Genomic DNA, 15,203 nt, shown 5'->3' with positions numbered 1-15,203 from the left:
ACAGGTTCGGCGCAGTACCCTGTGGGAGCGGGCGTGCCCGCGAATAAGCCCTCGGATCAGTTGATGATCTCAACCATATCCACATCCACCTCCCGGCTCATCAGGTGCTTCTCCACCTCGCCGGTCAGCTTGACCTTGGTCTTGTCATTGAACGGTGTCGTCGGCAGGTCTTCATCATCGATTTCCACGGTGATGGTGCCGGTGTTGTCCTTGAACTCGTACTTGTCGTCGTTGTTGATCTTTTTGGTCACGAAGCCTTGCAGCACCACTGGTGTGTCGTCGGCAGCGTCGTTGGCCGCTGCTACAGTGGTGACGGACTGGGCACCGGGGCCGGTATAACCGGCGGCCAGGGCGGCAGTGCTGAACAACGGGGCGAGGATCAACGCAAGATAACGTGCTTTCATGAGGATCGGGTCCTGTTTCGGTTTCGATGGGACCAGATTAACGACGATCGCTGAATTAAAACTTAATGCAACAAAAAGCCCGGCACATGGCCGGGCTTTCGTGTTCAGCAATCAATTCACTGATGATACTGCGCCGACAGCTCATGCACGGCGTTGATGAACACGCCAGCGTGCTCCGGGTCGACTTCCGGGGTGATGCCGTGGCCCAGGTTGAACACATGGCCCGTGCCGTGGCCATAGCTGCCCAGGATGCGCGCCACTTCCTTGCGGATGGCCTCGGGCTTGGCGTACAGCACGGTCGGGTCCATGTTGCCCTGCAACGCCACCTTGTCACCCACGCGGCGGCGGGCATCGCCGATCTCGCAGGTCCAGTCCAGGCCCAGCGCGTCGGCACCGGCTTCAGCGATGCTTTCCAGCCACAGGCCGCCGTTCTTGGTGAACAGGATCACCGGCACCTTGCGCCCTTCGTGCTCGCGGATCAGGCCGCTGACGATCTTGCGCATGTAGGCCAGGGAAAACTCCTGGTAAGCCGCCGCCGACAGGTTGCCACCCCAGGTGTCGAAAATCTGTACAGCCTGGGCACCCGCGAGGATCTGGCCATTGAGGTAGCTGGTGACCGACTGGGCCAGCTTGTCCAGCAGCAGGTGCAGAGCCTGCGGGTTGTCGTAGGCCATGGCCTTGGTCTTGCGGAAGTCCTTCGACGAGCCGCCTTCGACCATATAAGTGGCCAAGGTCCAAGGGCTGCCGGAGAAGCCGATCAGCGGTACGCGACCATTCAGTTCGCGGCGGATGGTGCTGACGGCGTCCATCACATAACCAAGGTCTTGCTGCGGGTCGGGGATCGGCAGCGCTTCGATGTCGGCCGGGGTGCTGATGACCTTCTTGAAACGCGGACCTTCGCCGGTTTCGAAATACAGGCCCAGGCCCATGGCATCGGGGATGGTGAGGATGTCCGAGAACAGGATCGCTGCGTCCAGCGGATAGCGGTCCAGCGGCTGCAGGGTAACCTCGCAGGCGAACTGCGGGCTCATGCACAGGCTCATGAAGTCACCGGCCTTGGCGCGGCTGGCGCGGTACTCCGGCAGGTAGCGGCCGGCCTGGCGCATCATCCACACCGGGGTGACGTCTACGGGTTGCTTGAGCAGTGCACGCAGGAAACGATCGTTCTTCAGGGCAGTCATGTCGGCATCCGGAAAAATAGTGCGGGCATTTTCTCAGAGGCCAGCGCAAAAGGCACGGCCATGGCCATGCGTTTTGTCTATTGGATGCCACAGATCAAGCGTTTTTGTATACAAAGCTTCGCGGGCACGCCCGCTCCCACAGATTCTGCGCTGACCCTGTGGGAGCGGGCATGCCCGCGAACTGGTCGAAAATCAGACTTCCAGGTAGTCCAGAATACCTTCAGCAGCAGTACGCCCTTCGAAGATAGCCGTCACCACCAGGTCCGACCCGCGCACCATGTCGCCACCGGCAAACACTTTCGGGTTGCTGGTCTGGTGCTTGAACTTGCCCTTCTCCGGCGCCACCACACGGCCCTGGCTGTCCAGTTGGATGCCATGCTGCTCGAACCACGGCGCGGGGCTCGGGCGGAAGCCAAAGGCGATGACCACGGCATCGGCCGGCAGGATCTCTTCGGACCCCGGGATTGGCTCGGGACTGCGACGGCCACGGGCATCCGGTTCGCCGAGACGGGTCTCGACCACCTTCACGCCTTCGACCTTGTCCTCGCCGACAATGGCGATAGGCTGGCGGTTGTAGAGGAACTTCACGCCTTCTTCCTTGGCGTTCTTCACCTCTTTGCGCGAACCCGGCATGTTGGCTTCGTCACGGCGATAGGCGCAAGTCACCGACTTGGCGCCCTGGCGGATCGAGGTACGGTTGCAGTCCATCGCGGTGTCACCACCGCCCAGCACTACCACCTTCTTGCCCTGCATGTCGACGAAGTCTTCCGGCGACTTCTCGAAGCCGAGGTTGCGGTTGACGTTGGCGATGAGGAAATCCAGCGCATCATGCACGCCTGGCAGGTCCTCACCCGGGAAACCGCCCTTCATGTAGGTATAGGTACCCATGCCCATGAACACCGCGTCGTATTCGGCGAGCAGCTGTTCCATGGTCACATCCTTGCCCACCTCGGTATTCAGGCGGAACTCGATACCCATGCCGGTGAACACTTCACGACGGTTGCTGAGCACGGTCTTTTCCAGCTTGAACTCAGGAATGCCGAAGGTCAGCAGGCCACCGATTTCCGGGTTTTTGTCGAACACCACCGGAGTCACACCGGCACGTACCAGCACGTCGGCACAGCCCAGGCCGGCCGGGCCGGCACCGATGATGGCGACGCGCTTGCCGGTTGGTTTGACCTTGGACATGTCCGGGCGCCAGCCCATGGCGAAGGCGGTGTCGGTGATGTACTTCTCCACCGAGCCGATGGTCACCGCACCAAAGCCGTCGTTCAGGGTGCAGGCACCCTCGCACAGGCGATCCTGCGGGCATACGCGGCCGCACACTTCCGGCAGGGTGTTGGTCTGGTGCGACAGTTCCGCCGCGGCCAGGATGTTGCCTTCGGAGACCAGCTTCAACCAGTTGGGGATGAAGTTGTGTACCGGGCACTTCCATTCGCAATACGGGTTACCGCAGCCCAGGCAGCGGTGCGCCTGCTCCACGGACTGCTGCGGCTTGAACGGCTCGTAGATTTCCACGAACTCCTTCTTGCGCTGGCGCAGCAGCTTTTTCTTCGGGTCCTTGCGGCCCACTTCGATGAACTGGAAGTCGTTGTTCAGACGTTCAGCCATTTTTCAAAACCTCTTTACCGCAGTTGCCAGCCTCAGGCTGCAAGCTGCAAGACGATCACTTGAGCACGACGGGCCCCGCGCACGGGGCCGTCACTTGCAGCTGTTGTTACTGCGGGTTGGCACGGGTGCTGGACAGCAGTTGCTTCAGGTTGGCTGCCTTCGGCTTGACCAGCCAGAAGCGCCGCACGTAGTCGTCCAGGTTCTCCGAGAGCTCACGCCCCCACTCGCTGCCGGTCTCTTCCACGTACTCGGCAAGGACCCGCGCCAGGTGGCTGCGGTAGGCCTCCATCGCTTCACCACTGATACGCTGGATTTCCACCAGCTCATGGTTGAGCTTGTCGACGAAGGTATTGTCCATGTCGAGCACGTAGGCGAAGCCGCCAGTCATGCCAGAACCGAAGTTGTAACCGGTCTTGCCCAGCACGCAGACAAAGCCGCCGGTCATGTATTCACAGCAGTGATCGCCAGTGCCCTCGACAACAGCGTGGGCGCCGGAGTTACGTACAGCGAAGCGCTCGCCAGCAGTACCCGCGGCAAACAGCTTGCCGCCAGTGGCGCCGTACAGGCAGGTGTTGCCGACGATGGCGCTGTGCTGGGTTTCGAACGGGCTACCGGCAGGCGGCACGATGGTGACCTTGCCACCGGTCATGCCCTTGCCGACGTAGTCGTTGGCGTCACCTTCCAGGTGCAGGTTCAGGCCACCGGCGTTCCACACGCCGAAGCTCTGGCCCGCGGTGCCCTTGAAACGGAAGGTGATCGGCGCCGCAGCCATGCCCTGGTTGCCGTGCAGGCGGGCGATCTCGCCCGACACGCGCGCACCGATGGAGCGGTCGCAGTTGCAGATGTCGAGGTTGAACTCGCCACCGGCCTGGTCGCGGATGGCCGGCATGGCCATTTCCACCATCTTCTCGGCCAGCTCGCCCTGGTCGAACGGCGGGTTCTTGTCGACTTCGCAGAATTGCGGCTTGTCGGCCGGGATGTGCGAGCTGCCCAGCAGCGGCGACAGGTCCAGATACTGTTGGCGCTCGGTGTCACCTGGCAGCACGTCGAGCAGGTCGGTACGGCCGATCAGCTCGCCGAGGCTGCGCACGCCCAGCTTGGCCAGCCACTCACGGGTTTCTTCGGCGACGAAGGTGAAGAAGTTGATCACCATGTCGACGGTGCCGATGTAGTGGTCCTTGCGCAGCTTGTCGTTCTGGGTAGCCACGCCGGTGGCGCAGTTGTTCAGGTGGCAGATACGCAGGTACTTGCAGCCCAGGGCGATCATTGGCGCGGTACCGAAGCCGAAGCTCTCGGCGCCGAGGATGGCCGCCTTGATCACGTCCAGGCCGGTCTTCAGGCCGCCGTCGGTCTGTACCCGCACCTTGCCGCGCAGGTCGTTGCCGCGCAGGGTCTGGTGGGTCTCGGCCAAGCCCAGCTCCCATGGGGCGCCGGCGTACTTGATCGAGGTCAGCGGCGAAGCACCGGTACCACCGTCGTAGCCGGAGATAGTGATCAGGTCGGCATAGGCCTTGGCCACACCGGCGGCGATGGTGCCGACACCGGCTTCTGCCACCAGCTTGACCGAAACCAGGGCCTGCGGGTTGACCTGCTTGAGGTCGTAGATCAGCTGAGCCAGGTCTTCGATCGAGTAGATGTCGTGGTGCGGCGGTGGCGAGATCAGGGTCACGCCCGGTACCGCGTAACGCAGCTTGGCGATCAGGCCGTTGACCTTGCCGCCTGGCAGCTGGCCGCCCTCCCCGGGCTTGGCGCCCTGGGCAACCTTGATCTGCAGCACTTCGGCGTTGACCAGGTATTCCGGGGTCACGCCAAAGCGGCCGGTGGCCACCTGCTTGATCTTCGAGCTCTTGATGGTGCCGTAGCGCGACGGGTCTTCACCGCCCTCACCGGAGTTGGAACGCGCGCCCAGGCGGTTCATCGCCTCGGCCAGCGCTTCGTGGGCCTCTGGCGACAGTGCGCCCAGCGAGATACCGGCAGAGTCGAAGCGCTTGAGGATCGCCTCCAGCGGCTCGATCTGCTCCAGCGGCAGCGGCTGGTCGGCCACCTTCACCTTCAGCAGGTCGCGGATCATCGACACCGGACGCTGATCGACCAGCGTGGTGTATTCCTTGAACTTGGCGTAATCGCCCTGCTGCACGGCAGCCTGCAGGGTGTTGACCACGTCCGGGTTGTAGGCGTGGTATTCGCCACCATGGACAAACTTCAGCAGGCCGCCTTGCTGGATCGGCTTGCGCGCGCTCCAGGCTTCGGCTGCCAGCAGTTTCTGGTCGCTTTCCAGGTCTGCGAAACGCGCACCCTTGATGCGGCTGGAAACGCCCTTGAAGCTCAGGCCGACCACTTCCTCGGCCAGGCCGATGGCTTCGAACAGCTGCGCGCCACGGTACGAGGCGATGGTGGAGATACCCATCTTCGACAGGATCTTCAGCAGGCCCTTGGAGATGCCCTTGCGGTAGTACTTGAAGACTTCGTCCAGGTCGCCCAGCACTTCGCCGGTACGGATCAGATCAGCCAGCACTTCATAGGCCAGGTACGGATAAACGGCCGAGGCACCGAAGCCCAGCAGCACGGCGAAGTGATGGGGGTCACGGGCGGTGGCGGTTTCCACCAGGATGTTGCTGTCGCAACGCAGGCCCTGTTCGGTCAGGCGGTGGTGCACCGCACCCACAGCCAGCGAGGCGTGTACCGGCAGCTTGCCCGGGGCGATGTAGCGGTCGCTCAGCACCAGCTGGGTCTTGCCAGCGCGCACGGCTTCTTCAGCCTGGTCGGCGATGTTGCGGATGGCCGCTTCCAGGCCGACGCTCTCTTCATAGTTGAGGTCGATCAGCTGGCGGTCGAAGCCTTCGCGCTCCAGGTTCATCAGCGAACGCCACTTGGCGGGCGAAATGACCGGCGAGCTGAGGATTACCCGCGAAGCGTGCTCCGGGGATTCCTGGAAGATGTTGCGCTCGGCACCCAGGCAGATTTCCAGGGACATGACGATCGCTTCGCGCAGCGGGTCGATCGGCGGGTTGGTCACCTGGGCGAACTGCTGGCGGAAGAAGTCGTACGGCGAACGCACGCGCTGCGACAGCACGGCCATCGGCGTGTCGTCACCCATCGAGCCGACCGCTTCCTGGCCCTGCTCGCCGAGCGGGCGCAGCACCTGGTCACGCTCCTCGAAGGTGACCTGGAACATCTTCATGTATTGCTTGAGCTGGTCGGCGTCGTAGCTGGCCACGCCCTGGTCGTCGGTCAGCGTCGCCTGAATGCGCGTGGCATGCTGACGCAGCCAGCGTTTGTACGGGTGGCGCGACTTCAGGCGGTTGTCGATAGCGTCGGTGTCGAGGATCTGGCCGGTTTCGGTGTCCACGGCGAAGATCTGGCCCGGGCCGACACGGCCCTTGGCGATGACGTCCTCGGGCTTGTAGTCCCATACGCCGATTTCCGAGGCCAGGGTGATGTAGCCGTTCTTGGTGGTCACCCAGCGCGCCGGGCGCAGACCGTTACGGTCGAGCAGGCACACCGCGTGGCGGCCTTCGGTCATGACGATACCGGCCGGGCCATCCCACGGTTCCATGTGCATGGAGTTGTATTCGTAGAAGGCGCGCAGGTCGGCGTCCATGGTCTCGACGTTCTGCCAGGCTGGCGGTACCAGCATGCGCACACCACGGAACAGGTCGATACCGCCGGTGACCATCAGCTCCAGCATGTTGTCCATGCTGGAGGAGTCGGAACCGACGCGGTTGACCAGCGGGCCGAGCTCTTCGAGGTCGGGGATCAGGTCGTTGGCGAACTTGGTGCGACGGGCCATGGCCCAGTTGCGGTTGCCGGTGATGGTGTTGATCTCGCCGTTGTGGGCGAGGAAGCGGAACGGCTGCGCCAGCGGCCATTTCGGCAGGGTGTTGGTGGAGAAGCGCTGGTGGAACACGCAGATCGCGGTTTGCAGGCGCTCGTCACCCAGGTCCGGGTAGAACGCCGCCAGATCGCGCGGCATCATCAGGCCTTTGTAGATGATGGTCTTGTGCGAGAAGCTGCAGATGTAGTGGTCGGCGTCGTGGGCGTTGGCCACGGACGAACGGCGACGGGCACTGAACAGCTTGATGGCGAATTCCTGGTCGCTGAGGCCTTCCCCACCGATGAACACCTGCTCGATCTGCGGCAGGCGCTCCAGGGCCAGGCGGCCGAGCACGCTAGTGTCGATCGGCACCTTGCGCCAGCCGACCAGTTTCAGGCCGGCAGCGAGGATTTCGCGGTCCATGTTGGCGCGGGCGGCTTCGGCTTTGACCGCGTCCTGGTTGAAGAACACCATGCCGACGGCGTACTGCCTGGGCAGCTCGACGGCGAAGTGCTCCTGGGCCACGGCACGCAGGAACTGATCGGGCTTCTGCATGAGCAGACCGCAACCGTCACCGGTCTTGCCGTCGGCGTTGATGCCGCCGCGGTGGGTCATGCAAGTCAGGGCCTGCATGGCGGTTTGCAGAAGATGGTGGCTCGGTTCGCCCGTCATATGGGCGATCAGGCCAAAACCACAGTTGTCCTTGAATTCTTCGGGATGGTACAGACCTGTTTTCATAGACACATTCTCACCAGGTTCACCTCTCAACGGAGGTAAATCTCTTTTTTAACAACCACTTACCATCCACGCCGATCAAACGCCAGCTTTTTTGCGGTGGCCATGGAAAACCATTGTTGCACAGCGACAGCGATGCTCACAAATTTTCATGTCTCACCATTGAAAATTTATGTCGCAATTTTGAATGTTTTTGCGCCATGCGCCGTGATAGCGGCTTGGCTCGAGTCTGAAGCGTTTCAGCCATGACTGCAAGTAAAGGCTTGTGGCCGGCAGTCTGGGACAGAAAAGCCTGCCGCGCTCAGGCGCAGCAGGCTATTCGAATGTCGTTATCGCTCAGCAACTGGGCGGCGGGGGTGATGCCGCCCGGCAGGTATCAGCGGGCCGAGGCCAGCTCTTGTTGGACGCTGGCGACGGTACGTGGCCAAGGTTTACCAGCCTGGACCTTCGCTGGCAAGTTCTTGATTGCCGCAACCGCTGCGTCGCGGTTGGCGAAGTTGCCGTAAGTGACTACGTACAGCGGCTTGCCCTGCAGGTTTTTCTTGAAGTAGCGATAGTCGCCACCTTGGGCCTTGACGAAGGCCTGGGCCGAAGCCTCGGAGCTGGTACCCAGGATTTGCACCACGTAATTGCCAGGTTTCTGCCCGGCGTACCAGCCGCTGTTGCCGCTGCCACCAGCTGCTGGCTTGTCGGCGGGCTTGGCGGCCGGCTTGGCCACGGCGACCTGGGTCGGTGCAGGTGCAGGCTTGGCAGGCGCTACCGGCTTGGCAGGCTGGGTTGCAACAGGTTTTGGCGCAGGCGCTACCGGCTGTGGCTGCACCGGCTGGGCTGGCGCGGTGGCTACTGGCTGGGCAGGTACCGGTGCCGGGCCCGCCGGCACACCTTGCGGCGGCGCGATGGTGGTCACGGTTGGCGGTGGGTTGCCTGGCTGCAGGGCAGTATCACCGGCCGGGCTGCCCTCTTCACCCTCGCCCATGCCCGCGGCCTGGGCCAGCGGCTCGCGCATCACCGGCTGCGACTGGCCAACCAGCGGCAGCGGCATCGGCTGGGACGACCCCGAGAACTCGATGGCCGGGTTGCCACCATTGGCCTGGCCCTCGCCAAGCGGCAGCTGGGCCTGGGCAGCCGGCGCTTCGGCAGGCGCCTTGTCACCTTTCTTCGGCATCAACACCGCGGCCGCAACCGCGACCACAACCACAGCGGACAGCGCGAGCACATGTTTTTTAGGCATCTTGAACCCCATGGATGGTCGCTTGGCCGTCGAGCGGCTGGCGATCATGGCTTCGATCAAAGTGTCACGGGCGACCTGGTTGATGTTGCCAGGCCAGCCGTCGGAGTTTTCATGGATATCGACGATCTGTTCACGGCTGAACACCTCGATGCCCCGGCCAGCACCTTCCAGGCGCTGCTCCAGGTACTCGCGGGTCTCTTCTTCACTGTAGGGGGCGAGCTCAATGATGTGGAAGCGTTCTTCCTCGACATTGATCTCCTCCAGCCCGGCAATCAGCGACGGCTCACCGAACAGGAACACATGCGGGCGCCCTTCCGGTAAACCCGCCGCCAATTCCAGCAACGCTTGGAGTGCCGACTCGTCGAGTTGTTCCGCATCGTCCACCAGCAAATACACTTCCTGGCCGGTCAGTGCCAGTTGCACCACCTTGGCCAGGATTGCCTGCACTTCGGCCTGGGCCACATCCAGGTTCTGCGCGACCTGGCTCAGTACGCTGGCGGCATCGCTGGCGCCACGGGCGGACACCACCACGCTCTGCACCGCCTGCTTGTTGGTGCTGGCCACCAGGGCCTGGCGCAGCAGGGTCTTGCCGCTGCCCAGCGGGCCGCTGACTACCAGCATCAGCTGGCTGTAGCGCGCCAGGTGGTGCAGTTGGCCGAGCACGGGCTTGCGCTGGGCCGGGAAGAACTTGAAGCCGGGCACGCGGGGCGCGAACGGATCGTGGCTCAACTGGTAATGGTCGAGAAAGGCCTCATCGGCATGCAAACTGGTCATTGCGCTGTCACAACCTCAAAGCTGGGCCACGATCGCGCGGTAATCCGCCGACAACGTGGCCTGTAGAATCTCTTTCGGATAGTCGTCAGTCACCACGGCCTCGCCCATCTGGCGCAGCAGCACCAGACGCAGACGGCCGTCGAGCACTTTTTTGTCGACCGCCATGTGTTCCATGAAATGCGCCGGGGTCATTTCCTGTGGTGGCACCACCGGCAAACCTGCGTCCTGCAACAGGCGGATTCCGCGATCGCGCTCGGCCTGCTCGATCCAGCCAAGGCGCATGGACATCTCCAGGGCCATTACCGTGCCCGCCGCCACGGCTTCGCCGTGCAGCCACACGCCATAACCCATATGGGTCTCGATGGCATGCCCGAAGGTATGCCCCAGGTTCAATGTGGCGCGCACGCCAGATTCGCGCTCGTCGGCACCCACCACCGCGGCCTTGGCCGCGCAAGAGCGGCGGATGGCCTCGGTCAGCGCCACAGGGTCGAGGGCACGCAGCGCCTGCATATTGTCCTCGAGCCAGGCGAGGAACGGCTTGTCACAGATCAGGCCGTACTTGATCACTTCGGCCAGGCCTGCGGACAACTCGCGCGCCGGCAAGGTCTTGAGACTGGTGGTGTCGATCAGCACCGCATTGGGCTGGTAGAAGGCACCGACCATGTTCTTGCCCAGCGGGTGATTGATGCCGGTCTTGCCGCCGACCGAAGAGTCGACCTGGGACAGCAAGGTGGTCGGCACCTGGATAAAGTCGACGCCGCGCTGGTAACAGGCGGCAGCGAAACCGGCCATGTCACCGATCACGCCGCCGCCCAGGGCGACCACGGTGGTGCGGCGGTCGTGCCGTGCCGTCAGCAGGCCATCGAAGATCAGTTGCAGGGTTTCCCAGTTCTTGTGAGCCTCGCCATCGGGCAATACCACCGGCAGCACCGAATAGGCACCCAGGGTCTTGCTCAGGCGTTCGAGATACAGGGGCGCGACGGTCTCGTTGGAAACGATGGCAACCTGCCGCCCGGCGATGTGCGGCGCCAGCAGCTCGGGCTGGTCCAGCAGGCCTTCGCCAATGTAGATCGGGTAGCTACGCTCGCCCAGGTCGACCTTTAGTGTCTGCATGTATCCCCACAATGTACTTGGACGCGGTGCCGTTCAGGCACCCGCGCGGTAACGTTGAACCTCGCCTCGGCGCTGGTGGCCGAGAATAGTCCCGGGCTAACGGGGCGGCAACTGCTGCAAGCGCTCGAGAATATCGATCACCACCATGCGTGGCGGCCGCTCGTCGGTTTCCACCACCAGGTCGGCGATCTCGCGGTAGAGCGGGTCGCGGGTTTCCAGCAGGGCGCGCAAGGTCGCCTCGGGATTGGCGGTGCGCAGCAAGGGACGATTGCGATCGCGGGCGGTGCGGCCAACCTGCTGTTCCACCGAAGCATGCAGGTAGATAACCCGGCCACCCTGGTGCAGGGCCTTGCGGTTGGCTTCGCGCATCACTGCACCACCGCCGGTCGCCAGGACCACGCCGTCGAGTGCGCACAGCTCGGCGATCATCGCCTGTTCGCGGTCACGGAAGCCCGGCTCGCCTTCCTTGTCGAAAATCCACGGGATGTTGGCGCCGCATCGCAGTTCGATTTCCTTGTCGGAATCCTTGAACAGCAGGCGCAGCTCTTTGGCCAATAGGCGTCCGATGGTGCTTTTACCAGCGCCCATGGGTCCCACAAGTATCAAATTTCGCACAGAATCAACGACTCACAGCAATCGCCTGGTCACTCATGATACGCGGAGTCAGGAAGACCAGCAGCTCGGATTTTTTCTCTTGTAATGCATCGCGTCGAAACAGCCGCCCAACATACGGCAGATCGCCGAAAAATGGCACCTTGTCGACCACATTGTTTTGCGAAGTCGAGTACACGCCACCGATCACGATGGTTTCGCCGTCCGCCACGCGAACCTTGACATTGACCTCGTTCTTGCGAATCGGCGGTACGTTGTTCAAGGCATTGACGTAATCCGGCTCGTCCTTGGTCACCCTGACGGTCATGATCACCTTGTTGTCCGGAGTGATCTGCGGGGTCACCTCCAGCGACAGCGAGGCTTCGCGGAACGCGACCGAGGTGGCGCCACTCTTGCTGGTTTCCTGGTACGGCACCTCGGTGCCCTTGAGGATCCTGGCCGTTTCCTTGTCGGCGGTGACTACCTTGGGCTGCGAGATGATTTCACCATTGCCGCTCTTTTCCATGGCGCTGAGCTCCAGGTCGAGCAGCACGCCGCCGCGCAGCAGGCCCAGGCCGATGCTGCTGCCCACGCGCTCCACTCCAAGGTCGACGAACAACTCCTTGCCCGGCCGCGGGGCTTCAACGTACAGAGGCCCACCCCAACGTACCCCCAGGCTTTTCTCGTAATCGACGTTGGCCTCGACGATACGCGCCTCTATTGTCACCTGCCGCACTGGCACGTCCAGCTGCGCCACCAGTTGCCGCAACTCGGCGAGGCGGTCGGCGGGCTGGTATGCCACCAGGGTATTGGTGCGTTCATCGACACTCAGGCTACCCCGCCCGGTGAGAATACCGTCGTCCGCCAGACTCGCCAGCAGCAACTCCGCCATTTCGGCGGCCTTGGCGTGATGGATGGGCAACAGTTCCCGACGCAACGGTTGCACCTGCGCATCCAGCGCCTGGCCCACACGTGCATTGGCAGACTGCGCGGCAAACTCGGCCGCAGGCGCCACCAACAGCACATTACCCTCCTGGCGCCGGGCCAGGCCCTTGCTGCGCAGTACCAGGTCCAGCGCCTGGTCCCATGGCACATCCTCCAGGCGCAAGGTGACGCTGCCCTGCACAGCATCGCTGGCGACCAGGTTGACGCCGGCATAGTCAGCCAGCACCTGCAGCACCGAACGCACTTCCACATCCTGGAAGTTCAACGACAGCGGTTCACCCTGACAAGGCATCGCCAGCGCCAGCGGGATCGGCAGCAACGCTGCCAGTGCCCATTTTTTCAATGTTTTCATCGTGGTCCGGGGCCTCCTTGCCCAGGCGCTTTGCGAGGGTGATGAACGCCGTGCGCTCGTGCCACTCCCCAGCCATGAACAGCCGCTCGCGTACTTCGACCTGGCGTTGATCAACCCTTGCCACTACCCCCAGATCACGCCCGACCCGGTCCCCAGGGCGTACGCGATAGAGCCTGCCAGCCGCCAACAGCAGTGCTTCGTGCACCGCCCCACGCGACAGGCTGCCGACCATCTCCAGTTGTGCCAACGGCACACTGGCCAGCCCGGCCCCCATCAATCGCGTCGCCCCAAGGTCGAACGGGTCGACAGTGGGCGCTGCCGTCACGCCCCTGGCCGGCGTTTGCGCAAGCACAGCAGCCGTCGGTGTGGGCGCCAGCGCCTCATAGGCATCAACCTGCAACCGCAGGCGCAACAGGCCAGGCTGATCAACGGCTGCCGCCAGCTGCAGGTCACCGCTGCGCAGCACCCGCGCCTGGCCCAACCAGTCGCCCAGCCACTGGCGCAGGGCCACGTAACGCCCCACCACCTGCAGCTCCAGCGGCACCTTGCGCAAACCGGCCTGCTGTTCGCCTTCATGCACATCGAACCGCTCGATGAGCAAACCATGCGCATGCGCCGAAGCCGCTAGGCGCTCAAGTAGCTCGCTCATGGCCTCCCCGGCCGCCAGGTGCCAGTGCGCCTCCTGCAAGCGTTGCTCGGCCATGGCCACGGACGCCTGGAGCTGCTCACGTTCGACCTGCTGCAACGCGCTGGCTGCTTGCTGTTCGTTCAGCTGGGTATGCCGGGTCTTCTCGAGCGCCTGCTGCTGCAAAACCACCGGCAGACGTATCGCGCAGCCCAAGCCGAACAACGCCACTGCCACCAACACTGGCGCCAGTTGCCTGAAGCGTGAGGAGCGCTCGGCCACAGCCAGCCAGCCGAGCACCTGTGCAGCATTCACGACCAGAACGCCGAAACGCGCGCGTCCAGCAGGAATTCGTCGCCGCCCGGCATGCTCCTGATACGCTTGAGCTGCAGATCGAGCAACGCATTCGAGCGACCCAGGTCACGCATGAACTGCGCGACCACGGCACCGGACGTGGCCAGCCCGGTCATTTGCAGCCGGCCATTTTCCAGACGGAGGTCGAGTAGCTTTACCCCCACTGGCAACGCCCTCTCGAGGTCGGCGAACACCCCGGTCAGCACATCCTGATGGGCGCGCAGGCCTTCCAGCGCCGCCGTGCGGGCCAGCAGTGCCTCGTGCTGTGCACGCACCTCGGACAGCGGCTGCAATTGCTCGCCAAACACTGCAAGGGCTGCCTGGCGCTGGGCATTGGCCAGCGCCTGCTGCTGCCCGCGCTGGCGAGCCAACTGGTCGACCAGCGTCACGGCACACAAGGCCAGCAGCACACCAGCGACCAGTTGCCTGCGAAAACACCGCAACGCCGCCTGGCGCTGCCGTTCGCGCCAGGGCAGAAGGTTCAGCCGCATCATTGGCGCAACCCTCCAAGCGCCAGGGCGCACGCCAGGATCATCGCGCCATCGACCTGCTCCAGGCCCGCCAGGTCGGGTAGCGGGCGACACGGCAGGTTCAACTGCGAACCGAGGCTCTGCAACCGGCAGGGTTCGATCGGTGAACAGCTGGCGATCAACAGGCAATCGGGCAAAGGTTCACCGGCAAGCAGGGCCGGCAGGCGCTCCGGCAGCGATGCCGTTATCGCCGACATCCCCAGGCTCAGCTCACGCCGTTGCGGCGGCTGGCCCGTCTGCCAGCTGTAGAGGTTGGTGCCATGCGTCTCGATACGCAGCAGCGCCGCCGCTTGGTGACTACCCTGCGGCAGCATGCGCCCCAAGGCAATGCTGTCGACTTCCACGGCCTCAAGTTGCAACCCGGCCGCCTCGACGACGCCTGCAAGTGGTGCCAGCGCACGCTGCCGACATGCAGCCACCATCACCTCGGCGCAGCCTGGCTGGACACGGGAGGCCCCCATGACCTGAAAATCCAGCGCCAGGTCTTCCAGCGGAAACGGGAACAGCCGTTCGGCGTCAGCCAGCAGTTGCGCCTCCATTTCTGCCCCGCCCTGTTCCGCTGGCAAGTGGCACAGCTTGCAGATCACCTGGCTGGCCGGCAGTGCCAGCGCTACGCGGCGCTGCCTGAGGCCGCTGCGTCGGTAGGCACGCTTAAGGGCTGCCACCACGGCGGCCGGCTCTGCCGCCCAGTCACTGCCAGCCGGCGATTCGAACGGTTCTTGTACCGCGGCAAGCACCCGGCAGCGTCGGTTACGCCGCTGCAGTTGCACCATCCGAACGTTGTCAGGGGCAATTTCCAGCCCCACGAGTGAACCGGCATCCTTGCCGAAGCGTCCTAGCATCGCGACATCCTTGCTGTCTGTCTCAACCCCGCGCCAACACTGGGCCACGCTGGCCCATCGAGGCGACGGGCAGCCTGACCGGTAACCCGGAGAGGCGAAAA

General features: G+C 63.7%; 11 protein-coding genes. All 11 read right to left on the bottom strand.

What is annotated here, in order from left to right:
• Positions 1–56: 56 nt before the first annotated feature.
• Positions 57–404, bottom strand: a complete 348-nt coding sequence (locus CAF70_RS02165) for a YgiW/YdeI family stress tolerance OB fold protein (RefSeq protein ID WP_085621689.1) — start codon at positions 402–404, stop codon at positions 57–59.
• A 116-nt stretch (positions 405–520) separates the two neighbouring features.
• Positions 521–1,585, bottom strand: a complete 1,065-nt coding sequence (gene hemE / locus CAF70_RS02160) for a uroporphyrinogen decarboxylase (RefSeq protein WP_085621688.1) — start codon at positions 1,583–1,585, stop codon at positions 521–523.
• A 192-nt stretch (positions 1,586–1,777) separates the two neighbouring features.
• Positions 1,778–3,196, bottom strand: a complete 1,419-nt coding sequence (locus CAF70_RS02155) for an FAD-dependent oxidoreductase (protein WP_019098286.1) — start codon at positions 3,194–3,196, stop codon at positions 1,778–1,780.
• 106 nt (positions 3,197–3,302) lie between these two features.
• Positions 3,303–7,748, bottom strand: coding sequence for a glutamate synthase large subunit (gltB, locus tag CAF70_RS02150; RefSeq protein WP_085621687.1), 4,446 nt, complete (start codon positions 7,746–7,748; stop codon positions 3,303–3,305).
• A gap of 373 nt (positions 7,749–8,121) precedes the next feature.
• The gene (locus CAF70_RS02140; RefSeq protein WP_085621686.1) at positions 8,122–9,750 is read right to left on the bottom strand and encodes an SPOR domain-containing protein; all 1,629 of its coding nucleotides are present in this window, start codon (positions 9,748–9,750) and stop codon (positions 8,122–8,124) included.
• Positions 9,751–9,765: 15 nt separating this feature from the next.
• The gene (aroB, locus tag CAF70_RS02135; protein ID WP_085621685.1) at positions 9,766–10,863 is read right to left on the bottom strand and encodes a 3-dehydroquinate synthase; all 1,098 of its coding nucleotides are present in this window, start codon (positions 10,861–10,863) and stop codon (positions 9,766–9,768) included.
• Between the two features lie 96 nt (positions 10,864–10,959).
• The gene (gene aroK, locus CAF70_RS02130; RefSeq protein ID WP_085621684.1) at positions 10,960–11,478 is read right to left on the bottom strand and encodes a shikimate kinase AroK; all 519 of its coding nucleotides are present in this window, start codon (positions 11,476–11,478) and stop codon (positions 10,960–10,962) included.
• Positions 11,479–11,482: 4 nt separating this feature from the next.
• Positions 11,483–12,751 carry a type IV pilus secretin PilQ gene (locus CAF70_RS02125; protein ID WP_085621683.1) on the bottom strand — a complete coding sequence of 423 codons (1,269 nt, stop codon included), beginning with the start codon at positions 12,749–12,751 and terminating at the stop codon, positions 11,483–11,485.
• Positions 12,675–13,676 (bottom strand): pilus assembly protein PilP, encoded by a 1,002-nt coding sequence (locus tag CAF70_RS02120; RefSeq protein ID WP_085621819.1) that lies wholly within the window; start codon positions 13,674–13,676, stop codon positions 12,675–12,677. The genes CAF70_RS02125 and CAF70_RS02120 overlap by 77 nt, the downstream gene beginning before the upstream one ends.
• Positions 13,677–13,687: 11 nt before the next feature.
• Positions 13,688–14,224, bottom strand: a complete 537-nt coding sequence (locus tag CAF70_RS02115; RefSeq protein WP_085621682.1) for a PilN domain-containing protein — start codon at positions 14,222–14,224, stop codon at positions 13,688–13,690.
• Positions 14,221–15,102 (bottom strand): type IV pilus biogenesis protein PilM, encoded by an 882-nt coding sequence (gene pilM / locus CAF70_RS02110; RefSeq protein ID WP_085621681.1) that lies wholly within the window; start codon positions 15,100–15,102, stop codon positions 14,221–14,223. Before pilM ends, CAF70_RS02115 begins: the two co-directional genes overlap by 4 nt.
• Positions 15,103–15,203: the final 101 nt, after the last annotated feature.

Origin of the sequence: Pseudomonas sp. B19(2017) (genome assembly GCF_002113165.1) — a bacterium.
In the GTDB taxonomy this organism is placed as follows: Bacteria; Pseudomonadota; Gammaproteobacteria; order Pseudomonadales; family Pseudomonadaceae; genus Aquipseudomonas.
Note: the sequence above shows the minus strand (reverse complement) of the source record. Positions and strands in the feature narration are given on the sequence as shown.